This window comes from Phytoactinopolyspora halophila (assembly GCF_003287285.1).
GTDB classification, from domain to species: Bacteria; Actinomycetota; Actinomycetes; order Jiangellales; family Jiangellaceae; genus Phytoactinopolyspora_A; species Phytoactinopolyspora_A halophila.
Genome location: NZ_QMIG01000003.1, coordinates 84,180 through 106,957, shown reverse-complemented (window position 1 = coordinate 106,957; position 22,778 = coordinate 84,180). Strand labels below are relative to the sequence as shown.

Annotated in this window: 20 protein-coding genes; 15 read left to right on the top strand and 5 right to left on the bottom strand. The window is 68.6% G+C overall.

What is annotated here, in order from left to right; all coding sequences use genetic code 11:
• Positions 1-13: 13 nt before the first annotated feature.
• A complete protein-coding gene (locus DPM12_RS05270; RefSeq protein WP_112257248.1) occupies positions 14-1,354 on the bottom strand; it encodes a dihydrolipoamide acetyltransferase family protein in 1,341 nt (446 codons plus the stop codon).
• Position 1,355: 1 nt separating this feature from the next.
• Positions 1,356-3,518 carry an alpha-ketoacid dehydrogenase subunit alpha/beta gene (locus DPM12_RS05265; protein ID WP_112257479.1) on the bottom strand — a complete coding sequence of 721 codons (2,163 nt, stop codon included), beginning with the start codon at positions 3,516-3,518 and terminating at the stop codon, positions 1,356-1,358.
• 153 nt (positions 3,519-3,671) lie between these two features.
• Between DPM12_RS05265 and DPM12_RS05260 the strand changes: the two genes are divergently transcribed.
• The 14 genes from DPM12_RS05260 (at position 3,672) to DPM12_RS05200 (ending at position 17,342) form a co-directional block, all read left to right on the top strand.
• Entirely contained in the window at positions 3,672-4,181 is a 510-nt protein-coding gene (locus DPM12_RS05260) for a VOC family protein (protein ID WP_112257247.1), read from the top strand.
• Between the two features lie 127 nt (positions 4,182-4,308).
• Positions 4,309-5,115, top strand: a complete 807-nt coding sequence (locus DPM12_RS05255) for a 1-deoxy-D-xylulose-5-phosphate synthase N-terminal domain-containing protein (protein WP_211658472.1) — start codon at positions 4,309-4,311, stop codon at positions 5,113-5,115.
• Entirely contained in the window at positions 5,108-6,112 is a 1,005-nt protein-coding gene (locus DPM12_RS05250) for a transketolase family protein (protein ID WP_112257246.1), read from the top strand. The genes DPM12_RS05255 and DPM12_RS05250 overlap by 8 nt, the downstream gene beginning before the upstream one ends.
• On the top strand, positions 6,109-7,050 hold the full coding sequence (locus DPM12_RS05245; RefSeq protein WP_112257245.1) for an NAD(P)-dependent oxidoreductase: 942 nt from the start codon (positions 6,109-6,111) through the stop codon (positions 7,048-7,050). The genes DPM12_RS05250 and DPM12_RS05245 overlap by 4 nt, the downstream gene beginning before the upstream one ends.
• On the top strand, positions 7,047-8,537 hold the full coding sequence (locus DPM12_RS05240; protein WP_112257244.1) for an NAD-dependent succinate-semialdehyde dehydrogenase: 1,491 nt from the start codon (positions 7,047-7,049) through the stop codon (positions 8,535-8,537). Before DPM12_RS05245 ends, DPM12_RS05240 begins: the two co-directional genes overlap by 4 nt.
• Positions 8,538-8,624: 87 nt before the next feature.
• Positions 8,625-9,485, top strand: coding sequence for an enoyl-CoA hydratase/isomerase family protein (locus DPM12_RS05235; protein ID WP_112257243.1), 861 nt, complete (start codon positions 8,625-8,627; stop codon positions 9,483-9,485).
• 40 nt (positions 9,486-9,525) lie between these two features.
• Entirely contained in the window at positions 9,526-10,392 is an 867-nt protein-coding gene (locus DPM12_RS05230) for a branched-chain amino acid ABC transporter permease (protein ID WP_112257242.1), read from the top strand.
• Positions 10,389-11,372: a branched-chain amino acid ABC transporter permease gene (locus DPM12_RS05225; RefSeq protein WP_112257241.1), complete on the top strand. Its 984-nt coding sequence runs from the start codon at positions 10,389-10,391 to the stop codon at positions 11,370-11,372. Before DPM12_RS05230 ends, DPM12_RS05225 begins: the two co-directional genes overlap by 4 nt.
• 14 nt (positions 11,373-11,386) lie before the next feature.
• Complete coding sequence (locus tag DPM12_RS05220) at positions 11,387-12,688, top strand: ABC transporter substrate-binding protein (protein WP_112257240.1); 1,302 nt, start codon at positions 11,387-11,389, stop codon at positions 12,686-12,688.
• 16 nt (positions 12,689-12,704) lie between these two features.
• The gene (locus tag DPM12_RS05215; RefSeq protein ID WP_112257239.1) at positions 12,705-13,469 is read left to right on the top strand and encodes an ABC transporter ATP-binding protein; all 765 of its coding nucleotides are present in this window, start codon (positions 12,705-12,707) and stop codon (positions 13,467-13,469) included.
• On the top strand, positions 13,456-14,214 hold the full coding sequence (locus tag DPM12_RS05210) for an ABC transporter ATP-binding protein (protein ID WP_112257238.1): 759 nt from the start codon (positions 13,456-13,458) through the stop codon (positions 14,212-14,214). The genes DPM12_RS05215 and DPM12_RS05210 overlap by 14 nt, the downstream gene beginning before the upstream one ends.
• A 226-nt stretch (positions 14,215-14,440) precedes the next feature.
• Positions 14,441-14,833, top strand: a complete 393-nt coding sequence (locus DPM12_RS24070; protein WP_123788478.1) for an ATP-binding cassette domain-containing protein — start codon at positions 14,441-14,443, stop codon at positions 14,831-14,833.
• Positions 14,809-15,123, top strand: coding sequence for an ATP-binding cassette domain-containing protein (locus DPM12_RS24065; RefSeq protein ID WP_123788479.1), 315 nt, complete (start codon positions 14,809-14,811; stop codon positions 15,121-15,123). The genes DPM12_RS24070 and DPM12_RS24065 overlap by 25 nt, the downstream gene beginning before the upstream one ends.
• The gene (locus tag DPM12_RS05200; protein WP_112257236.1) at positions 15,120-17,342 is read left to right on the top strand and encodes a hypothetical protein; all 2,223 of its coding nucleotides are present in this window, start codon (positions 15,120-15,122) and stop codon (positions 17,340-17,342) included. The genes DPM12_RS24065 and DPM12_RS05200 overlap by 4 nt, the downstream gene beginning before the upstream one ends.
• Position 17,343: 1 nt before the next feature.
• Here DPM12_RS05200 and DPM12_RS05195 read toward each other — a convergent pair whose 3' ends face one another.
• Positions 17,344-19,083, bottom strand: a complete 1,740-nt coding sequence (locus tag DPM12_RS05195) for an amidohydrolase (protein WP_158542758.1) — start codon at positions 19,081-19,083, stop codon at positions 17,344-17,346.
• Positions 19,084-19,290: 207 nt separating this feature from the next.
• Between DPM12_RS05195 and DPM12_RS05190 the strand changes: the two genes are divergently transcribed.
• Positions 19,291-20,064 carry a FadR/GntR family transcriptional regulator gene (locus DPM12_RS05190; RefSeq protein WP_211658470.1) on the top strand — a complete coding sequence of 258 codons (774 nt, stop codon included), beginning with the start codon at positions 19,291-19,293 and terminating at the stop codon, positions 20,062-20,064.
• 62 nt (positions 20,065-20,126) lie between these two features.
• Here DPM12_RS05190 and DPM12_RS05185 read toward each other — a convergent pair whose 3' ends face one another.
• Together DPM12_RS05185 and thrS are read right to left on the bottom strand one after the other, a co-directional pair.
• Positions 20,127-20,666, bottom strand: coding sequence for an HIT family protein (locus DPM12_RS05185; RefSeq protein WP_112257233.1), 540 nt, complete (start codon positions 20,664-20,666; stop codon positions 20,127-20,129).
• 16 nt (positions 20,667-20,682) lie between these two features.
• The gene (gene thrS, locus DPM12_RS05180) at positions 20,683-22,689 is read right to left on the bottom strand and encodes a threonine--tRNA ligase (RefSeq protein WP_112257232.1); all 2,007 of its coding nucleotides are present in this window, start codon (positions 22,687-22,689) and stop codon (positions 20,683-20,685) included.
• Positions 22,690-22,778: the final 89 nt, after the last annotated feature.

Below are 22,778 nucleotides of genomic sequence, written 5' to 3'. Positions count from 1 at the left end.
GCCACGACTCCCCCTACACCAGGAGCCGGAGGGGGTTCTCGACGAGCGCGCGAAAGGCGCTCATCCATTCCGCGGCGACCACGCCGTCGACCGGACGATGGTCCACGGAGAGCGTGACCCTCATCAGCGTCGCCACCTCGACACGTCCGTCCCGCACGATCGGTTCCTCGCGCGCGGCCCCGACAGCGAGGATCGACGCCTGCGGCGGATTGATGATCGCCGAGAACTCCTCGATGCCGTGCATGCCGAGGTTTGTCACGGTCACCGTTCCGCCCTCCAGCTCGTCCTGGCGCAGCTGGCCGGAGCGGGCGCGGTCGACGTAGTCGCGAACCGTGGCGGCGATCGCCGTGATGGACATCCGGTCGGCCTCCCGGACCACGGGCGTGACCAGACCGGCATCGGTGGCGACCGCCACGCCGACGTCGACGCTCGGGAACGCGCGCACCGCCTCGTCCGTCCAGATCACGTTCATCGCCGGCACCGCGGCATGTGCCAGCGCCACGGCCCTGATCAGAAGATCGTTGAGGCTCACGGTGGCCGACGTCTGGGCGGCGAGGTCGCGCCGCAGCCTGACGAGCTCGTCGACGGGCAGCGTGTCCCTCAAGTAGAAGTGCGGGACCTGCTGCTTGCTCCTCGCCATCCGGGCGGCGATGGCCGTGCGTGCCCGGGTGTGCGGGACCTCGGTGACGCCGGCGGGCTGCCCGGTCGCTTGGCCGGTGGGTTCGCCGGCCGGTTGCCCCGCGGGTTGGCCGGCCGGCACCTCGGGCGCGGGCCGCGGCGTGCGCGACTCGACCGCGCCGGTGCGATCTGCAATGGCGGCCTCGACGTCCCGGCGGACGATCCGCCCTCCCGGCCCGCTGCCATGCAGGTCATCGAGTGCCAACCCGGCATCGCGCGCCATCCTGCGCGCCAGCGGGCTGGCGAAGACGCGACCCTGGCCCTCGATACGTGGGCTGGACGGGTCTCCCGGCGTGTGCTGCCGCGAATCCGGTGCCGCGCGGGAAGGCTCCAGCGCCGGTCCGGAAGGCTCCGGCACGGGTTCGCGGGCCCGCTCCTCCCCCGGCGCGGACACCCCGAGCTGGCGAAGCAGCGCGGGGAGGTCGGGCACCTGCTCGTCGCTCGCGCGGAGAACGGCGATCGGCGCGCCGACCGGAACGGTCGAACCCTCGTCCACCAGGGTTGTCACGACGACACCGGCAGACTCGGCCTCGACATCGACCACGGCCTTGTCAGTCTCGACCGTGGCCAGCGTGTCCGTCGCCGCGTAGGGCTGGTTCTCCGTCACCTGCCAGCTGCGCAGCGTCACGTCCCCGGCGTCGGTCACGATCTCGGGCACGTGCAGCAGTTCGGCCATGTCAGGCCCCCTCGAATTCGGCGAGTTTCGCGGCGACCTCCGCGCTGCCCGCGATCGCCGCGTCTTCCAGCACCTTGCTGATACTCGGCGAGGCCTCACCGGCAGTAACGCGCTCCACCGGATGGTCGAGCCAGTCGAAGTACCGTCGCTGGATCTCGTCCGCCAGCCATCCCCCGTAGGAGGTGCCCACCGGGCCCTGCTCGGCGATGAGCACGGCATTGGTCTTCGTGATGCTCGCGCCGATCGTGTCCCAGTCGATGCTCGCGCGATCGAGCCAGCGCAAGTCGATCACCTCGGCGTCCACGCTGCCGTGTTCCTCGACCGCCTGCAACGCGTACCCCGTCATGGCCAGGTACGAGATGATGGTGAGCTCGCTGCCGGTGCGTCGGACGGCCGCCGTGCCAACCGGCAGGCAGTAGTCGAGGTCGTCGGCAGGTGCCGGGCCACGCGACGTGTACAGGTCCACGTGCTCCAGCACGACCACTGGATCGTTGCAGCGCAAGGCGCTGTTCATCAGGCCGACGTAGTCGAACGGTGTGGACGGTGCGACGATGCGCCAGCCCGGTGCGCTCGCAAAGATCCCCGCGGGATCCATCGAATGCTGCGATCCGTAGCCGGTTCCCATCGCGACCTTGCTGCGCAGTACCAGCGGGACGGGATCGGTCCCGCCGAACATGTGGCGGGCCTTGGCGATCTGGTTGAAGACCTGGTCGGCGGCGACCCACATGAAGTCGGCGTACATGAACTCGACGACCGGCCGGTACTGGCCGTGCTGCGCGATCCCGCCACCCAGGCCGGCGAACGCGTTCTCGCTGATCGGTGTGCCCAGGATCCGGCCCGGGAACGCCTGGCTCAGCCCCCGGGTGGCACCGTTCGTGCCGCCGTTGAGCCGGTGGATGTCCTCGCCCAGCACGACGACCGACTCGTCGGTCTCCATCCGGCGCGCCAGCACGTTCGCGATCACGCCGACGAAGCGCTGCTCGTCCAGCCTCCCGGTGAACGTGTCCCGGTCGGCGAACCGGGCGTCCGCGAACTCGCCGAGGTCGCCGCGCACGCCGACGTCGACGAAGTCTGGATCGGGCCATTCGGCGGGCTTGATCCGCCGCTTGCCCGGGCCACCACCCGGCAGCGGTTCCACGAGCTCGTCGCCGACCTCGGCCAGCAAGGCTCGCGCCCGCTCGGTGGCGCCGTCCACCTGGTCCTGGGTGAGAATCGCGGCGTCGACGAGGTGGCGCGCCACCCTGTCCACGGGATCGCGCTCGCGCCACTCGCTCTCTTCCTGCTTGGTCCGGTAGCCGAACGCGCTGCCGGGGAAGGCGCCGTTCTGATGGAAGTAGCGGTAGACGTCCGCCTCGATCAGGGTCGGGCCGTTGCCAGCACGCATGTGCTCCAGCGCCTCGTTCATGGTCAGGTAGACGGCCAGCGGGTCCATCCCGTCCACCTTCCAGCTCGCGATGCCGAACCCGGGGCCGCGGGCCGACAGCCGCGGCTCTGCCGTGACTTCCGAGACGTGGGTGGCCACGGCATACCTGTTGTTCTCGACGAAGAAGCAGATGGGCAGCCGCCACGCGGCCGCCAGGTTGAAGGTTTCGAGCGTCGACCCGATGTTGATCGCGCCGTCACCGAAGTAGGTCACCGACACGGCGTCCGATCCGCTCTGCCGGTGCGCCCAGGCGTAGCCGGCTGCCGCCGGAACGCCGCCGCCGACGATCGCGTTGGTGCCGATCGCTCCCGCCTCGCGCCACTTCAGGTGCATCGAGCCACCTCGGCCGTGGCTGAAGCCGCGGTCCAGGCCGCAGATCTCGGCCAGGCTCCGCGTGATCACCTCGCGCACCCGTGGCTCCACCTCCCGGGTGAGGTCGATGCCCGCGGGCTGCACGTGGTGGAGTGCCTTGGCCAGGAACTGGTGATGCCCGCGGTGTGAACCGTTCACGGTGTCCGCACTGGACAACGCCAGGACCGATCCGACCGCGCCGCCCTCCTGCCCGATGCTGGAATGGGCCGGACCGTGCACGAGCCCGGAGTTGGCCAGCTCCAGGACGTACTCCTCGAATGTCCGGATCAACACGAGCTGGCCGAACATGGTGATCAGCAGCGACGGATCGGCGGCGTCCCAATCGGAGACGGTCGCCACGGTCTCGACCCACGGCGCTGCAGGCTCCATGCCGTCGTTGTGCTCCACGACTCCTCCTGCAATCGTTTGTCGATAACAACCCTGGCACAGGATGCATAGGATGTCCATGCATGCCCTTGCGCTATGGATTCATCCTCATCGTTGCGGTAGCATTCGCGGCCAAACGATTGCAGGAGGTGCGTCATGACCAGTGGCATACCGGGCCTGACCAGCATCGATCACATCGGATTCACCGTGCCCGATCTGGACGAGGCCACGGACTTCCTCGTGAACGTCATCGGCTGCGAGTACATGTACTCCCTCGGCCCGTTCCGGGACGACGGTGACTGGATGTCGGATCACCTCAACGTCCATCCGCGGGCGGTCATGCGCGAGCTGCACTTCTTCCGATGCGGTGGCCAGGCCATCTTCGAGGTGTTCCAGTACTCCGCGCCGGATCAAACGCACGTGGTGCCGAAGAACAGCGACATCGGTGGTCATCACATCGCGCTCTACGTGGAGGACCTCGACGCGGCGATCCGCCATCTCGAAAAGCACGGCGTCACCGTGCTCTCCGGACCGACGGCGAGCCGCGGGCCGAGCGCCGGTCAACGCTGGATCTATTTCCTGGCTCCGTGGGGAATGCAGTTCGAACTGGTCTCCTACCCGAACGGGAAGGCGTTCGACCAGGACAGCGGCGCCGATCCGGCCTGATCGAGCAGGTCCGGGCGTGCGATTCGCCCGGCGGCATCGGGCGCGTCCCCACCCTTGACCGCCCCGCACCGCGCCGCTAATCTGCTTCTCCATAGTGGCTAGGCCACTTTGCTGAGCGGAGGTGCTCGTGACTGTTCTCCCACTCGCGGCGGATGCGGCGCGATTCGCCGATCGGATCCGCCTCCGATCGCTTCGGATGATCGCTCCACACGGATTCGGCTACCTCGGCCAGGCGCTCTCCTCGGCCGAGATCATCGCGTCGCTCTACGCTGGCCCCTACCGGCCAGCACGAGACGATCTCGTGTGTTCCCCGGGGCACTACATGATCGCCTTCTACGCCGCAGCGGCCGAAGCCGGCCTGCTCGACGAGCAGGAGCTGGCCACGTACGGCCACGACGGGTCCGCGCTGGAAGCGATCGGTACCGAGCGATCGCCCGCGGTGGATCTCACGTGCGGCTCGCTCGGCCAGGGTCTCTCCGGAGCGGTTGGATTCGCGCTCGCACACCGGCTGGCGGCCGAGCCGCAGGCACGCGTGTTTTCCCTGGTCAGCGACGGCGAGCTGGAAGAGGGCCAGGTGTGGGAAGCGGCGATGTTCGCCGCTCACCACCAGCTCGGCTCGCTCACCGTGCTCCTGGACGCCAACGATTCCCAGGTCGACGGCCAGCTCTCGTCGATCACCACGATCGAGCCGATCGCGGACAAGTGGCGCAGCTTCGGCTGGACCGCGTTCGACGTCGACGGGCACGACGTGAACGCCCTGGAGGACGCCCTGGCCACCGCCGTCGAGGACCCGCGCCCGGCGATCGTCGTCGGCCGGACGTCCACCGTGCACGGGCTCGCGGCGCTCCCCGAGGGAGCGGACGGCCACTTCATCAAGCTGCCGGAGGACGTCGCCGAGGCCGCCACAGCCGAACTGGAGGCCCGACTTGCGTAACCCGCCCTACCCCACCGTCCTGAAGCCGTACGGGCAGGCGCTCGTCAAGCTCGCGCAGGAGCGTTCCGAGATCCTCTGCCTGACCGGTGACCTCACCCGGCAGTGCGAGATCGACCTGTTTCAAGAGGCACTGCCGGAGCGTTTCATCCACGCGGGCATGGCCGAGGCCAACATGGTCGGCATGGCCGGCGGGCTCGCGCGGCGCGGCTACCTGCCATTCGTGCACACCTTCGGCGTGTTCGCCACGCGCAGGCCCCTCGACCAGATCATCAACGCCGTCGCCTACCCCAGCCTGCCAGTGCGCCTCGTCGGCTTCATGCCCGGCATCTCCAGCCCCGGCGGCCCCAGCCACCAGGCCATCGACGACGTCGCGCTCATGCGGGCGGTCCCGAACATGACGGTCGTCGACGTCGCCGATGCCGTCGAGATCGAGCGTGCCCTCCCCGCCATCACCCACGTTCCGGGTCCGGTCTACCTGCGCCTGAAACGGGGCGAGATCCCGGTCATCTTCGACGACGATCACGAATTCTCCTTGCACAGCGCGCAAGTGATCGAGGACGGCGACGACATCGCGCTCATCGCCAGCGGCATGATGCTCTCCGCAGCCCTCGCGGCAGCCGCCGAACTGCGCGACGCGGGAATCGGCACGAAGGTGCTCAACGTGCCCGTGGTGAAACCGCTCGACGAAGAGACCGTGCTGGAGGCGGCCAGCGGCGTCCGGGCCGTGGTCACGGCCGAGAACCACACGGTCATCGGCGGGCTCGGTTCCGCCGTGGCCGAGACGCTGGCCGGCGCGGGGCTCGGGCGCCCGCTTCGCCGTCTCGGGCTGCAGGACACGTTCGCCGAAGGCGCGAAGTCGGCTCCCTCGCTGTTCCGCAGGTACGGGCTCGGCACGCAAGACCTGATCGACACGGCGTGGACGCTGCTCGGTGCCCCGGGCACGGCGCCCCGGGCGGCGCCCGCGCCGTCCACACCCGGGGAGTACGCCCCCGTATGAGCGAGCTGACCGCGAGATCCCGCGACACGGTGAGGACGGACATGGACGACGCGCAGACACTGGGATGGCTCGGAACCGGGCGCATGGGCTCGGCGATGGCACGCCGGCTCGTGGACGCCGGCTATGACGTGACGGTGTGGAACAGGACTCGCGCGAAGACCGCGGACCTCTCCGCCGCAGGGGCGCGCGTCGCGGACTCGCTCCCCGACCTCGGCGCCGCCGACATCGTCTTCACGATGGTCTCCACCTCCCGCGATCTCGAAGACGTCGTCCTGGGGGCGCAGGGCCTGCTGGCCCGGGACCGGATGCCGCAGGTGATCGTGGACTGCTCCACGGTGGGAGCCGACACGTCCGCTCGCGTTCGTGCGAGCGCCGACGCCGCCGGAGTGGCGTTTCTCGCCGCGCCGGTCAGCGGAAATCCGCACGTGGTCGCCGGCGGCGAAGCGATCATCGTCGCCTCGGGACCGCACGACACCTACGAGCGGGTGCGGGGCTGTCTGGACACCATCGGCCGGACCTCGGTGTGGGTCGGCGAGGCCGAGCAGGCACGGCTGGTCAAGCTCTGTCACAACCTCTATCTCGGCATGATCGTCCAGTCGCTCTCCGAGGTGACGACGCTCGCCGAGAAGTCGGGCGTGCCCCGGGCGGCGTTCCTCGAATTCCTGAACAGCACGGTCCTGGGCACCGACTGGGTGCGCAAGCGCACGCCCGACCTGCTTTCACTGGACTGGACGCCGACGTTCACCACGGAGCTCTTGCGCAAGGACTTCGACCTGGGGCTGGCCGCGGCCCGCGGCGAGGACGTCAGCATGCCGCTCGCGGCCAGCGTGCTGCAGCTCATCCAGGCGGCGATCGGGCGGGGATACCGCGATTCCGACTTCCTCTCGCTGTTCGAGGTGCAGGCGAACTCGTCCGGATTGGCGGTGCAGCCGGAATGAGCACGGAACAGGTGGTACGCACGGAGGGCATCGGGCGCGGTGCCCGGCTGGTCGACGCGGTTCCCACCGGGCTGTTCGTCGCGGGCGGCTGGCGCGAGGCGTCGGACGGGGCGACGATCGACGTGATCGACCCCGCCACGGAGGCCACGCTCACCTCGGTCGCCTCCGCGAGCGAAGCCGATGCCGTGGTGGCTGTCGGCGCGGCGGAGGCGAGTCTCGGCGAGTGGGGCCGCACGGCACCGCGCCGCCGGTCCGAGATCCTGCGCCGCGCGTTCGACCTGATGACCGAGCGGATCGACGACCTCGCCTTGCTGATCTCCATGGAGAACGGCAAGGCCCTCGCCGATTCGGTGGCCGAGGTCCGCTACGCGGCGGAGTTCTTCCGGTGGTATGCCGAGGAAGCGGTGCGGCTGTCGGGCTCGATACAGCCCGCGCCCTCCGGCGACTACCGCATCGTCGTCGAACACCAGCCGGTCGGCGTGGCGGTCCTGGTGACACCGTGGAACTTTCCCGCCGCGATGGCCACCCGCAAGATCGGGCCCGCGCTCGCGGCCGGCTGCACCGTCGTGCTCAAGCCGGCGAGCGACACGCCGCTGACCGCGCTGGCGCTCGCTGGCCTGCTGCGCGAGGCGGGCGTTCCCGATGGCGTGGTGAACGTGCTGCCAGCACACCGCTCCGGCGCCGTCGTGCGCACCCTTCTGGACCAGCCGGCCGTGCGCAAGGTCTCGTTCACCGGCTCCACCGAGGTCGGCATCTCCGTCCTGCACGCCGCGGCGGATCGGGTGCTCAGCAGCTCCATGGAGCTGGGCGGTAACGCGCCGTTCCTCGTGCTGGCCGATGCGGACCTCGACGCCGCGGTTGCCGGGGCCATGGCGGCCAAGATGCGCAACGGTGGTGAAGCCTGCACGGCCGCCAACCGCTTCTACGTGCACGAGTCGGTCGCCGACGAGTTCGGCGCGCGGTTCGCCGCGGCCATGGCGAAGCTGCGGGTCGGTCCCGGCTACGCCGACGGCGTCGACCTGGGGCCGCTCGTGAACGCGGCCGCGCGGACCAAGGTGCACCAGCTCGTCCAGGATGCGCTCGCCCGCGGCGCCCGCGCGCGTACCGGTGGGCGCGCGCCCGAGGCCGCAGGTTACTACTTCGAGCCGACCGTGCTCGACGATGTTGCCGGGGACGCCGAGATCCTCGGTCAGGAGATCTTCGGGCCGGTCGCCCCGATCGTCCGGTTCACGCACCTGGACGAGGCCATCGAATCCGCCAATGCCACCGAGTTCGGGCTCGTCTCCTACATCTATACCGCGGACCTGGCCGAGGGCATGCGCACGGCCGAGGCGCTGCAGACCGGCATGGTCGGCCTCAACCGCGGCGTGGTGTCCGATCCGAGCGCGCCCTTCGGGGGCATCAAGCACAGCGGCCTGGGCCGTGAAGGAGGTCACGACGGAATGCTCGAGTACACGGAGCGCAAGTACATCGCGACGTCCTGGTAGGGGCGGCCGCCCGACCGGGACCCCGGTCGAGCCGGCCGAGAACCCGGGCGAGAACACCGACGAGAACGCGCAGTGAAAGGAATCCCGATGTCGTTGCAAAGCATGGCCGCCACTCCACGGCTCGAGGATTACCGGGAGGAGTTCAAGGAATTCTTCCACTTCGACCGCCGCTCCGACGGCGTGCTCCTCGCCCGGGCCCACACCCTCGACGGCCCGGTCCAGCTCAGCGTCGAGAACCACCGCGCGCTCGGCCGGATGCTCGCCACGGTGGGCGCGGATCCGGAGAACGAGCTGCTCATCCTCACCGGCTCGGGCGACGAGTTCATGATGGATGCCGATCCGGAGGGCTTCCAGCTTGAGGAGGAGGATCTGGAGCACTGGGCGTACGAGTACGCCTACAAGGACGGCCGGATCAACGTCAGCGCGCTCGTCAACGATCTCGAAGTTCCCACCATCGGGATCATGAACGGTCCCGGCTTCCACTCGGAAATCGTCCTGATGTGCGACATCACTCTGATGAGCGACGACGCGACGATCTTCGACCTGCACTACGACATCGGTTCGGTGCCGGCCGACGGCATCCACTGCGCGTTCCAGGAGCTTCTCGGTGTCAAGCGCGCCGCGTATGCCCTGCTCACCGGCGAGGCCATCACGGCGTCGACGGCGCTCGAGTACGGCCTGGTGAACGAGGTGCTGCCCCGCGAGCAGCTCGTCCAGCGCGCCTACACCATCGCCGATCACATCATGAGCCAGCCACGCACCACGCGCCGGCTCACCACCCAGATCGTACGCCGGCCCTGGAAACGGCGCGTCGTCGACGACCTCGACGGCGGGTTCGGGATCCAGATGTTCGGCCATCTGGCCAAGCGCCGCTCGATCCACGGCACGGACAGCATCGCATCGACCGTCGACTACGTGCGGCAAGGGCGGAAGAACAACTTCGACTGAGGTCGTGATCAAACGACCGCCCCGCGACAAAGGAGTTGCGTTGAACGCCACGTTTCTCGTCCAGCTGGTCCTGAACGGGCTGAGCTTCGGGGCTCTCCTGTTCCTCATGGCCAGCGGGTTCACCCTCATCTTCGGGCTCATGCGCATCTCGAACCTCGCGCACGGAGCGTTCTACGTGGTCGGCGCCTACGTCGCCGTCGTCACCGTGGCTGCCACGGGCAACTTCTGGGCCGGTCTCGTCGCCGGCGGCGCGGTCGCGGCCGCTGTGGGTCTCCTCGTGGAGCGGGGGCTGTTGCGCCGCGTGCGCAACCGGGAGATGCCCGAGGTGCTCATCACGGTCGGCGTGCTGTTCGTCCTCACCGACGTGGTCCTCGCGATCTTCGGTGGGGACGCCAGATCGGTGAACGCCGCCAGCGGTGCCCCGTCGGGTGCGCTCGTCGTCGGTGACTTCGCGTATCCGCAGTACCGGCTGTTCATCATCGGCGTCACGGTCGTCATCGGGCTCCTGCTCTTCGCGTTGCAGCGATACACCCGGATCGGCGCGATCGTGCGCGCCGGTGTCGACGACCGCGAGATGACGTCGGCCATGGGCATCGACATCGACCGTGTGTTCACGTACGTGTTCGTCTTCGGTGCGGTGCTGGCGGGGGCCGCGGGGGCGATCGGCTCGGGCCTGCTCAGCCTGACCCCGTTCTCCGGCACCGAGATCCTGCTGTTCGCCATGGTCGTCGTCATCATCGGCGGACTCGGCAGCGTCGGCGGTGCCGCCGTCGGCGCGATTCTGATCGGGCTGATCGACACGGTCGCGAAGGTGTACGTTCCCGAGCTCTCGTACTTCACGATCTTCGCGCCGATGGCGCTCGTCCTCGTGCTACGCCCGCAAGGTCTGTTCGGGAGGACCGCATGAACCGTACGAGGACCGCCAAATTCGCAGCGCTCGGCGCGCTGCTCGCCCTCGCGTTCGCGTTGCCGTACATGGTGGGCGAGTACTACATCAGCCTCGCATCGATGGTCGTCATCTCCGCCATCCTCGCGTCGAGCATCAACATGCTGGCCGGGGACGCCGGGCTCGTCTCGCTCGGGCACGCGGGCATCGCCGCGGCGTCCGGATACGGCCTCGCGTGGGCGTCGCGGCAAGACTACGACCTCTGGGTCCAGCTGGCCGTTGCCGCCGCGATGACGCTCCTCGTGAGCGCGCTGTTCGGGCTGGTGTCGATGCGCACGCGCGGCGTCTTCTTCCTCATGGTGACGCTGGCCGCCGGCATGATCTGCTACGGCATCGCGTATCGCTGGTCGGACGTGACCGGCGGGGACAACGGCCTGACCGGAATCCGCCGCCCGGAGATCATCGCTCCGTACTGGAACTTCTACTTCCTCGTTCTCGGCGCGCTGGTCGTCGTGACCGTGCTGGTGCTGATCGTCTCGCGCTCGCCGTTCGGGCTGGTGCTGCGCGGCATCCGCGACAGCGAGAGCCGCATGCGCAGCGTCGGCTACAACATCACCGCGTACAAGTTCGCCGCCATGATGCTCTCCGGCACCGTCGCCGGCGCCGCCGGAGCGGTCTTCGTCTGGCATGCCGAGTTCGTCAGCCCGGCCATCGGCGATTTCAACAGTTCCGCCCTCGCATTGATCATGGTCGTCCTCGGCGGGATCGGCACCGTAAGCGGGCCGATCCTGGGCGCGACCACCGTCGTGCTGATCGAGCAGGCGCTGAGCACGTACGTCGATCGCTGGATGACCGTGCTGGGCGTGCTGCTGATCGCGTCCGTCCTCTTCGCACCGCAGGGACTCGCCGGGGGAATCCGCCAGGCTGCGGCCGGGGCGCTCGAGCGGGTGCCACGCAAGGTGCCAGCTGTCCCGCAGGGTTCCGCATATCAAAGAGAGTGAAGGTGAGCAATGCCATGCGCAGTCGCATTACACGTCTTCCACGTCGAAGCTTCGTCGCCATCGGCATCACAGCCAGCGCCGCGATCTACCTTGCCGCATGCACGCCTCCCGGCCAGGAGGAAGGCGACGACACCTCCGCCGAGTCGGACGGTGGCGCCGACACGTTCCGGGTCGGCCTCGTCGGCTCGTTGACCGGTTTCGCCTCCGCCACGGGCGAGGACATGCAGCAAGGGTGGGATCTGTACTGGGAACGCAACGACGGGCCCGCGGGCCTGACCGTGGAGAGTATCTTCGAGGACGCGGCCAGCGATCCCGACACCGCCCTGACCAAGGCGACACGCCTGGTTGAGGAGGAAGACGTCGACGTGATCGTGGGTCCCGTTCTCGCCAGCAGCGCGCTGGCCGTGGCCGACTACGCCACCGAGACAGGCGTCGCGAACCTGTCCCAGACCTCAGCAGACGACATCACGCAGCGCGAGTCGAGCCCGCTGGTGCTGCGCACTGGCGCGCTGGCCGGTAGCCAGACGACATTCGCGGCCGGCCAGTGGGCGATCGACAACGGGTACGAGACGGCCGCGACCATCTGCCCGGACTACGCGTTCGGCTGGGACGGCTGCGGTGGCTTCGTGAGCGCGTTCGAGGCCGACGGTGGCGAGGTCATCGAGCAGCTGTGGTATCCGAACTCGGCGCCCGATCTGAGCAACTACGTCGCGCAGCTCGCCAGCGCCGACGCCGATGTGATCTTCTCCGGCACGACCGGCGGCAGCGACGCGGGCAACTTCATCCGCGAGGCGTCCAACCTGGGCCTGCTCGGCTCGACGCCGATCGTCACCGGTGCGCCCACGACCAGCTCCGGTCCGCTGAACGACGTCGGGGACATCTCGATCGGGTTGAAGTCCGCCGCGTACTACGCCCCGGACAGCGAGGCCGGCGGGAACCCCGAGTTCCGCGAGGCCTACGAGGAGGAGTATGGCGAGATCGCCTCCATCTACGCCTCCGGCGCGTACCTGACCGCGCAGCTCGTCGACGCCGCTCTGGAGGAAGCCGGAGAGAAGGTCGAGGGCGAGGAGCTCATCGAGACGATCAAGGAAGCGGACGTGCCGGACGCGGTGTGGGGCGACGTGAGCTTCGACGAGTACAACGGCATCGTCGTGCCCGTGTACATCCGCACCGTCCAGCAACGCGACGACGGCGAGCTCTGGAACGTCGTCGAGGAACGCTTCGACGACGTGAGCCAGTTCTGGACGTTCGACCCCGATGAATGGCTTGAGAGCCCGGCCTTCAGCCAGGACTACCAGAGCTTCACGGACCAGTAGACAGGCGGCGGTCACCATGCCGGATCCCGTACTCACGCTCGACGCCGTATCCAAGGAGTTCGGCGGGCTCACCGCCGTCGACCACGTCAGCCTGGCGCTGTCGGCCGGCGAGCGCGTCGCCGTGATCGGCCCGAACGGGGCCGGCAAGACGACGCTGTTTCGCATGATCGCAGGCGAGATGCGCCCGAGCCGGGGCACGATCTCGCTGTTCGGCCGGGACGTGACCCGCCTGAGCGAGCGCAAGCGAGCGCTGCGTGGCGTGGCCCGCACGTTCCAGGTGTCCAACCTGTTCCCGAGCCTCACCGTCGAGTACAACGTGCGGCTCGCGGCACAGGTGGGTTCGTGGACGAGCCGGCGCTTCTGGCGCCGGCTCGATGCGAACGATCGATTCGCCGTGGAGACCCGCGCCGTGCTCGAGCACGTCGGCCTCGGCGATCGTGCCGCTCACACGGTGGAAACGCTCTCGCACGGGGAGCAACGTCAATTGGAGATCGCGATCGCGCTGATGTCGCGGCCCCGGCTCATCTTGCTGGACGAGCCGGCGGCAGGGTTGTCGGTGGCCGAACGCCAGGTCCTGCGCGGCTTGCTGAAGGATCTGTCGACGGAGGTCACGTACCTCCTCATCGAGCACGACATGTCGCTCGCCCTCGAGCTGGCCGACCGCGTGCTGTGCCTCGACAACGGGACGCCGCTGGCGTGCGGAACTCCGGACGAGATCCGTGCCGATGCTGCCGTGCAGGCGGTCTATCTAGGCAGGAGGGACGAGGTTGCTGACGGTTGAGAACCTGCACGCGGGTTACGAGACGGCCCGCGTGCTGGAGGGCATCAGCCTCACCGTCGAGGATGGCGAGTCGGTGGCCCTCCTCGGGCGGAACGGCATGGGAAAGACCACGCTGGTCCGGGCAGTCTGCGGGCTGCGGCCACCGACGGTCACCGCGGATTCCGCCGCGGTCGACGCGGCCAGCGGCGGCACGCGCAGCAGGGTGACCTTCGCCGACACCGACCTGCTCGCGTTGCCCCCGCACGAGATCACGGGTACCGGGATCGGCCTGGTCCCGCAGGGTCGCCGCGTCTTCGGGAGCCTCACCGTCGAGGAGAATCTCGGCATGGTGGGCGGGCGGCGCAAGAAGGGCAACGGGAAGACGCAGCGCTGGACGATCCCCCGGGTCTTCGAGTTCTTTCCACGGCTCGAGGAACGGGCCCGCGCCATGGCGCGCACGCTCTCCGGGGGCGAGCAGCAGATGCTCGCGATTGCCCGCGCGTTGATGACCAACCCCGAGCTGCTCATCATGGACGAGCCGTCCGAAGGGCTCGCGCCGACGGTGCTGGAGGTGATCAGGGAACGGCTCACCCAGCTCCGGAACACCGGGCTGTCCGTTCTCGTCGCCGAGCAGAACGTCGACTTCGCGCTGGCCATCAGCGACCGGGTGTTCATCCTCGGCGAGCACGGATCCATGGCCTGGTCCGGGCCATCGGAGACGCTGCACGACGATCCGGAGCCACTGCATCAGCACCTCGGCCTGTGAGAGTGGAGGTTAACCCGTGATGATCGTCAACAATCGCAGACATGGACATGTACACGATCGTCGATGATCTCTCTGCGTCGACCAACCTGGCGAGTGTGGGGGCACGCCCGAGGTGCGCATTTCACGATGTCGACGGTAATCAGGGTGTGTACTGTCCACCCCATAATCCCGGACAATTTCTCCGGCTGAATCTACCGTTCGTCGCCGAACCTGGTGAAGGAAACCGTTGTCTGAGTCCGTCGAAGATCGATCCGCGTTGTTGACGGCCTTGTCGGTACAGGTCAATGTGGGCGAGCATCAGCTTCTCGCTCAGACTGACCTGACCGTCGGGGCTGGCGAGACCGTCGCTGTGCTGGGCCCATCGGGGTCGGGGAAGACGACGTTTCTGGCGTGCCTGGCCGGTTTGCGGGTCCCGACGTCGGGTTCGGTACGGTTGCTCGGCCGCGAGCTGACCACGATGAGTTCGTCGCAACGAGCGCAGGTGCGGCTGGACTCGATCGGTTTCGTCTTCCAGCACGCCGATCTGTTGCCGGAGCTGAGCCCAGTGGAGAACGTCATGCTGCCGGGGCTGCTCAAAGGTGGCGACCCCGACGGGTGCGCGCTGAAGCAGACTGGCTGATCGAGGACCTCGGCGTGCGGACCACTGCTGAGACGGCTTACGTATCCGGTGGCGAGGCGCAGCGGCTGGCGTTGGCCCGTGCGCTGATCACCCAGCCGTCGTTGCTGCTGGCGGACGAGCCGACTGGCGCGCTCGACCGGGCAACCCGGGACGAGGTCCTTGAGGTGATGTTCACCAAGATCCGCTCTGCTGAGATGGCGGCAGTGATCGTGACTCACGATGAGGAGGTGGCCTTCTCAGCGGACCGGATCATCGAGCTGTCGGCGGCGCGACCGGTCGAGGCAACGTGACGGCTCCCGCGCCACACCGGCCCGTATCGTCGCGGCAGTCACAGCGGCAGCTGCGGCGTAATCTGCGGGCGATCGGCCGGCGGTGCACGTCGCTGCGCGGGGTCAACGGGTTCGGCGCGGTCCTGGCTCTGCTGGCGTTTGTCACGATCTCGCTGGGTGCCGCGGCTGCGGTGCTCGCCAGCGCAGTCTATGACCACCGCGAAGACGTCGGTCGCGCCCGCGCGCCGGTGGAGGACCCGATGTCCGGCACGGCGGCACCGCTGTTGTGGGACATTGATGGGCGCTATGTCGGGTTTGAGCACGTGCCGGTGGTCTTCCTCCAGCACGCCGAAACTGCGGACCCGCCGCTGCCGCCGGGGGTGTCCGCGTTGCCGGAGCCCGGCGAGGCGGTGGTCAGCCCGGCCTTGCGTGACCTGCTCGCCGACCATGGGGTGCCGGACCGGTTCGGCCGGGACATCGGGCTGATCGGTGCCGACGGTCTCGTCTCGGCCACCGAGTTGTTTGCCTACGTCGGCACCGACACCCTCGCCGGTCGCGAACCCAGGCAGCTCAGCACCTTTGGTGTGGCAGACGACGATCCCTTTTATCACCGCCTTGGGGAAGACCACTACGACCGGGACGTCCAGGAGTTCTGGGCGATGGCCGGTTTCCTCTGCATCCTGCCGGGGCTGATCGCGCTCGCCTCAGCAGCACGAGTGGCCGACGACGAGACCCGGCGACGGCACCGCCTGCTCGTCCGCATCGGCGCCGACCGGCGAGCCCGCGCCCGCATCGCGGCGCCGCGGACCTGGCTCGCCGGCTCGATCTCCCTTGCCCTGTGCCTGGGTGCGCTGGCCTGGATCACCGCGGCCGACACTACACTGCCGTTCACCGGTTATGTCCTGCAGGCCGAGGTGGTACGACCCGTCGCCTGGTTGATCGCTCTCGTGATCATTGCCGCCCACGTCATCGGCGGCGCCGCGCTGAACCGCATGACCGCAGGCACGCTCGGCCGCAAGGACAATCTGGAGGCATCCCGGCTGGAAGTGCCGGCCGACCAGCCATCATGGCGCCGGACCATCACCGTGTTCGTCGTTCTGGCGGTGCAGCCGTGGATCATCGTCTTCTTCGACAACCAGGTCGTCCAGGCGCTGTCTACTCTTGCCGCCGCCGGCCTCGCGGTGGTCTGCCTCCCCGCGGCTCTGGCGACACTCCTGCAACTGATCGCGCGCCGGCGTGGAACGACGACGTTGCAGCGCCGCGGCATCGGCGTCCTCCTGGGCTGGCGGATCACCGGACACCGTTCACGCGCGATTGCCCGCCTCACTGGAACGATCACGTCACTGGTGATCGTCGTCGGTCACGCCGCGGTCGTCCTGGCCCTGTTCACTGCTCCCGCCGAGGCACAAAACCGTGCTTCCGAGCAGATCGGCACCTCGGCATTGACCGTTCGAGCCGACGAGGACCGCATCCGCGCCGTGCTCCAATTCGCCAGCGACCACCACATCGCCGCCATCACCATTCACGAGAGTGTCCAGGTGGACGATCCGACCGTCGTGCTTGGCGAATGCGCCGACCTGCAGGCCTTCGGCGCCGAGTGCGCGGATACCACCCTGGCGCCCGCTGAGCTACCACGGCGCCTGGCCGAGGTCCTCTCGTCGTCCGCCACGAGCGTCGACATCCGCCCCGCCTCACCAGAGAAAGTCGAGCGATCCTCGTCCGGATCCATGCTCAACATCGTTCTTGCCAGTCACGACGGCACCGATCTGCCCGACATCGAACTCGGCCGGGACCTCCAGCGCGCCGCCGGCTCCGGCACCAGCGTCGAGCGTGTCGGTATCAACCGGATCGCCGGCGCCCTCGACCTGCAGAACAAATCCCAATGGGTCTATGTCTTCGGTGTCCCCGGCGTGCTGACCCTGATCATCGTCGCCGCGCTGACCTGGGCCGCCGTCGTCATCGAAGAGAGCCGCGGTCTCGTCCGCAACCCGCTGCTCGTGGGCCGCCACGACGTATTCGACTCCATCGCCACCGTCCGCCTCGCCTGGCCCATCGCCATAGGCGGCCTCGGCGGCACCGCCGCCACCGGATGGCTCCTCGCTCCGCACACCACCAACAACGCCGTCAGCCTACCCGTCGACTTCCTCATCAGCGCCCTGCTCGCGACCGTTGTCATCGCCGCCATCAGCGGCAATATAGGAGGACGCATCCTGGCAAAAGCATCACGAGACCGCTGGTAGGTCAGGCCGTGGTCGCGAGAGTGGCGCCGGATGGCGACCCGGCGGCCGGGACACCCGGTGCGAGCTCGCCATCGGGCGCCGGGCGTCCCGGGTGCCGCTGCAGCGGCACCGACTCGAACGCGGCCGAGCGATGCACGACGCGCCCGGCGACGAGGGTGAGGTCCGACGCGAGCGCGGGGATGTCGTCCTCGGCCATGGCGAAGTAATCGTCCGAGAGCACCGCCACGTCTGCCTGGTATCCGGGCTCCAGGACGCCACGTCGTCCCTCCTCGAACGAGAGCCAGGCGCTGCCCCGCGTGTACGCGTCGAGCGCCGTGGCCCGGTCCAACCGGTGGCGCTCCGCGCGCCGCGGGCCGTCGTCGACCGACTTGCCGGTCACGAACCACCAGAGGGAGCGCCACGGGTTGTAGGACGCGCCGCGCGTGGCGTCGGTGCCAGCGCCGAACGGGATCCCGAGCTCGACGATGTCGCCCAGCGGGGGCGCGTGCGACATGACCTGCTCACCCCACCGGCTGGCGCACACCCGTGCCTTCTGCGCGACGCGGCCCTGCAGCGCCAGCGCGATACCGAGATCCTTCACGCGGCGGAGGTTGGCGCTTCCGATGCACTCGGAATGGCAGATCGACCAGCGCAACCCGCCGATCGGTACCGTCTGGGCCACCCGTTCCATCGCGTCGAGGACGCGGCTGATGGAGCTGTCCAGGATGGCGTGGATGGTGACCGGCCAGCGCCCGCGTGCCGCTGCCTCGAGGATCGAGACGAGCTGGCCGTGCGCGGCGTCGTCGATCTCGAACGGCACCATGCCCTCCCAGTCGTGGCAGCCGAAGTGGAGCACCTCTCCGATGCCGAGCACCGCGAGCAGATCGTCACCGAACGCGGGGTCGAGCATCTCCTGCCAGGCGGCCACCTCGGCCGGTTCGTTCCCGCGGCTGGTCGCCCCGACGTTCGTGCGGACCCGGATCGGGAGCGCTCCGCGCCTCCAGATGGCGCGCAGGGCGTGGTACTTCTCGGGGGTCATGCCCAGGCCACCCGCGTCGATCACGCCGGTCAGGCCCAGGGCGGCTAGGCGGGCGAAGAACGCGGTGGTCGACTCTGCCGCCCGTTCCGGCCCCGGCTGCAGCGCTGCCCGCATCACGTGCTGGTATGCGGCCACGCCGGCGAGCCGCCCGTCCGGCGAGCCGTCGTCCGCGCGCCCGAGAGTGCCACCGTCGGGATCGGCGCACTGCCCCGTCCAGCCGAGCTCGGCGAGCGCGCGGGAGTTCAGCACGCCGTGGTCCTCGTGCCCGTACAGGGGGTGGACGAAGGCGGGATGGTCCGGGCAGGTCGCGTCCAGCTCTTCTCGCGTGGGCATCCGTGGCTCGTCGCGAAACTGGCTCGGATGCCAGCCTCCGAGCACCGGGATCCACGTCCCTGCCGGGCGTGTCCGGGCGGCTGCCCGGAGCGTCTCGAGGGCGTCGCGCAAGCTCGTGACCTCGGTCCAGTCGAGCTCGTCGAGGTAGCTCGCTCCGGCGCGCACGGCATGGATGTGCGAGTCGATCAGCCCGGGCACGGCTCGCCTGCCGTCCAGATCGACGACGCGTGTGTTCACTCCGGTCCAGTGCCCGGCGAGCGCGTCGTCGCCCACGGCGGCGACCGTGCCGTGTTTGACGGCGATACTGGAGGGCGACTCGTCGGGTGAGCCGTGAATACCCGTCCAGATCCGCCCGTTGGTGAGCACGATGTCCGCGTGCCCGCCACTCATCGCGTGAATCCCGTCGTGCCGTGGTCGATCACCGTGTGTCCTCTCCGTCGAGGCGCTATAGTGGCCTAGCCACTTAGGCTCGCAATCGGGCTGCGGCTTGTCAAGACATCGGCGAGACCCTCCCGCAGCTGGCAAGCCACCCGATCCGTCGATCCACCGCCCGATAAACTGGCCCATTGGGTTTGCACATCAAGGAGGTTCCCGCAGGTGCGTTCCAAACATGTCCCGGACGAATCGATATGGCAGATGGATGACGTATCGGACAGTCCGTCGGATCAGGGGCGGCTCGCCGCGGAAAAGATCGCAGAGCAGATCCAGGACCTCATCATCAAGCAGGACCTCGCCGAGGGCGAGCGGCTCCCCGCGGAGCGGGAACTCGCACGCATGCTGTCCACCAGCCGCCCGACGGTCAGCCAGGCGATCCGGATCCTCGTCATCCGCGGACTGGTCGAGTCCCGGCGCGGTTCGGGAGCCTACGTCACGCGCCGCCCGGAAGCCGGGCTCGCCGCCACGGTGAACCTCATGGTCAGCCTGAACCGCGAGTCCGTCCAGCATCTGAACGTGCTCCGGCTCGCGCTGGAGACGACGGGCATCGCGCAGGCCATCGAGTGCGGCACCGAGGACGAGCTCGACGCCGGTGCGCAGGCCCTGGAGCAGTTACGTGACAGCGTCGGCGACACCGCCGCGTGGATGAGCGCCGACACCCGCTTTCACACCACGCTCGTCCGCGCCTCGCACAACCCGTACCTCTCATCGATCTTCGAGAGCGTCCACTCCACGCTGATCGACTACGAGTACCGCACCTGGATCGAGCGCGGCGTGGTGCCGCAGTGGCTGCAAAGCAGCGAGGCCGCCGCGGTCACGGCGCTGCACGAACCCATCCTGCAGGCCGTCGTCGACCGCGACGAGGAGGCGGCGAGGGTGGCCGTGCGCGAACACCACGACGTGATGGCCCAGCACCTCGCCGCCAGCCACGAATGACGCCGCGCTAGCCGCCAGCCACGAGTGACAACATCTCGCCGCCAGCCAGCAGTGATGCTGCGCTAGCCCTCGTGATCAGGGGATGCTGAGGGCGACGGGGTGGGCCAGTTCTCCACGAGCAGCTCGCGCGTGTCGGCCAGCAGCTGCGGCATCACCTTGGTCTCGCCCAGCACGGTCATGAAGTTCGCGTCGCCGCTCCAGCGCGGCACCACGTGCTGGTGCAGATGCGCCGAGAGCGAGCCCCCTGCGACACCACCGAGGTTCAGCCCGACGTTGAACCCGTGCGGCCGGGACGCCGTCTTGATCGCCTCAACGGCGTCCCGGGTCGCCGAGGTCAGCTCGACCATCTCGGCGTCGGTCAGCTCCTCGAGATCCCCGACGTGGCGATTGGTCACCACCATCAGGTGCCCGGGGTTGTACGGATGCAGGTTGAGCACCGCGTACACGTGCGTTCCCCGGAACACGATGAGGCCCTCGTCGTCGGCCATCGTGGGGATCCGGCACAGCGGGCACTCATCGCTCGTGCCATTGCGCTCGTTACCGGCCTTGATGTAGGCCATGCGGTACGGCGTCCACAGCCGTTGCAACCGGTCGTCGGACATGCCCGGAAACCCTCGCTCAGACCTGCACGCGACGTTCGACCGCGTCGACGATCTCGGCGATCGCGTCGTCGACGGGCACACCGTTCTTCTGGGTGCCGTCGCGATACCGGAACGACACCGCACCCTGCGCGACGTCGTCGTCGCCGGCGAGCAGCATATACGGGACCTTCTGCGTCTGCGCGTTGCGGATCTTCTTCTGCATGCGATCGTCCGAGGTGTCGACGTCGACGCGGACGCCGCGTTCACGCAGCTTGGCGGCCACCTCGTCGAGGTAGGGAACGTGATGATCCGCGATCGGGATGCTGGCAACCTGCACCGGCGCAAGCCACGGCGGGAAGGCCCCGGCGTAGTGCTCCAGCAAGATGCCGAAGAACCGTTCGATGGAGCCGAACAACGCCCGGTGGATCATGTACGGCCGCTGGCGCGTGCCATCGGCGGCGGTGTACTCCACGTCGAGGCGGACCGGTGTCTGCAGATCCACCTGCAGCGTGGACAGCTGCCAGCTGCGGCCGATCGCGTCGGTGACGTGGACGTCGATCTTGGGGGCGTAGAACGCGCCGTCGCCCTCGTTGATGGTGTACGGCAGCTCGGCCTTCTTCAACGCTTCTTCGAGGGCGGCCTCCGCCTGGTTCCAGTCCTCGATGTTGCCGACGAACTTCTCGGGCCGGGTGGACAGCTCGGCCCGGAACCGGGACAGGCCATAATCGCGCAGCAGCCCCAGGACGAACTCCAGCAGGCTGGCCAGCTCGCCCGCGAGCTGTTCCGGGGTGCAGAAGATGTGCGCGTCGTCCTGGGTGAACCCCCGCGAACGGACCAGCCCGTGCACCACACCGGAACGCTCGTACCGGTACACCATGCCGAACTCGAACAGCCGCAGCGGCAACTCGCGGTACGAACGCCCGCGCGACTTGAACACCATGGTGTGCATCGGGCAGTTCATCGGCTTGAGGTAGTAATCCTGCCCGGGCTTGCGGAGGTTGCCCTCGGCGTCATACTCGGCGTCCAGGTGCACCGGCGGATACAGATCGTCCTTGTAGAAGCTCAGGTGCCCCGACTGTTCGAACAGGGAGTCCTTGGTGATGTGCGGGGTGTAGACGAACTCGTAACCGGAGGTCTCGTGCCGCTGGCGCGAATACTCCTCCATCACCCGGCGCACCACGGCCCCCTTCGGGTGCCACACGGCCAGCCCGGAGCCGATCTCCTCGGGGAAGCTGAACAGATCCAGCTGGGCACCGAGCTTGCGATGGTCGCGGCGCTCGGCCTCGGCCAGCCGGTCGAGGTAAGCCTGCAGCTCGTCCTTGCTCTCCCACGCGGTGCCGTAGATGCGCTGCAGCTGGCGGTTGCTCTCGTCGCCGCGCCAGTAGGCCGCCGCCACGCGCATCAGCTTGAACGCGGGAATGTGCTTGGTGGTGGGCAGGTGCGGACCCCGGCACAGGTCTTTCCAGGCGACCTCTCCCCCGCGCCGGACGTTGTCATAGATCGTCAGCTCACCCGAGCCGACCTCGGCCGCGGCGCCATCCGGGCCCGACTCGCCACCCTCGGCGCCGCCCTTGAGGCCGATCAACTCCAGCTTGTACGGCTCGTCCGCCAGCTCGGCGCGCGCCTCGTCGTCGGCGACTGCCCTCCGCACGAACTGCTGGCGCTCCTTCATGATGCGCTGCATCCGCTTCTCGAGCTGTTTCAGATCCTCCGGGGTGAACGGCTCGGCGACGTCGAAGTCGTAGTAGAAGCCGTTCTCCACGGGCGGTCCCACGCCGAGCTTGGCGTGCGGAAACAGCTCCTGCACGGCCTGGGCGAGAACGTGCGCGGTGGAATGGCGCAAGATGGCGCGGCCGTCGTCGGAGTCGATCGGAACCGGATCGATCTTCTCGCCGTCGGCCAGCGGCCGGGCGAGATCGACGAGCTGGTCACCGACGCGGGCGGCGATCACTGCGGGGTCGTCAGCGAAGAGATCGGCGGCCGTCGTGCCCGTATCCACCTGTCGCTCGGCACCGGCGACGACGATACGGATGTGATCGGACACGACGCTTCTCCTTCGCTCAAATTCGTGCACGGAACCGGGTCGATCGTACCCGGGCGGCGGCGTAGAGTGGAAACAAGATCTTGAAGCCT

Excerpts from the sequence above, each read along its gene's own strand:
- DPM12_RS05270 (WP_112257248.1), bottom strand. The coding sequence starts at position 1,354 with ATGGCCGAACTGCTGCACGTGCCCGAGATCGTGACCGACGCCGGGGAC.
- DPM12_RS05265 (WP_112257479.1), bottom strand. The coding sequence starts at position 3,518 with ATGGAGCCTGCAGCGCCGTGGGTCGAGACCGTGGCGACCGTCTCCGAT.
- DPM12_RS05260 (WP_112257247.1), top strand. The coding sequence starts at position 3,672 with ATGACCAGTGGCATACCGGGCCTGACCAGCATCGATCACATCGGATTC.
- DPM12_RS05245 (WP_112257245.1), top strand. The coding sequence starts at position 6,109 with ATGAGCGAGCTGACCGCGAGATCCCGCGACACGGTGAGGACGGACATG.
- DPM12_RS05240 (WP_112257244.1), top strand. The coding sequence starts at position 7,047 with ATGAGCACGGAACAGGTGGTACGCACGGAGGGCATCGGGCGCGGTGCC.
- DPM12_RS05235 (WP_112257243.1), top strand. The coding sequence starts at position 8,625 with ATGTCGTTGCAAAGCATGGCCGCCACTCCACGGCTCGAGGATTACCGG.
- DPM12_RS05225 (WP_112257241.1), top strand. The coding sequence starts at position 10,389 with ATGAACCGTACGAGGACCGCCAAATTCGCAGCGCTCGGCGCGCTGCTC.
- DPM12_RS05220 (WP_112257240.1), top strand. The coding sequence starts at position 11,387 with ATGCGCAGTCGCATTACACGTCTTCCACGTCGAAGCTTCGTCGCCATC.
- DPM12_RS05215 (WP_112257239.1), top strand. The coding sequence starts at position 12,705 with ATGCCGGATCCCGTACTCACGCTCGACGCCGTATCCAAGGAGTTCGGC.
- DPM12_RS05195 (WP_158542758.1), bottom strand. The coding sequence starts at position 19,083 with ATGAGTGGCGGGCACGCGGACATCGTGCTCACCAACGGGCGGATCTGG.
- DPM12_RS05185 (WP_112257233.1), bottom strand. The coding sequence starts at position 20,666 with ATGTCCGACGACCGGTTGCAACGGCTGTGGACGCCGTACCGCATGGCC.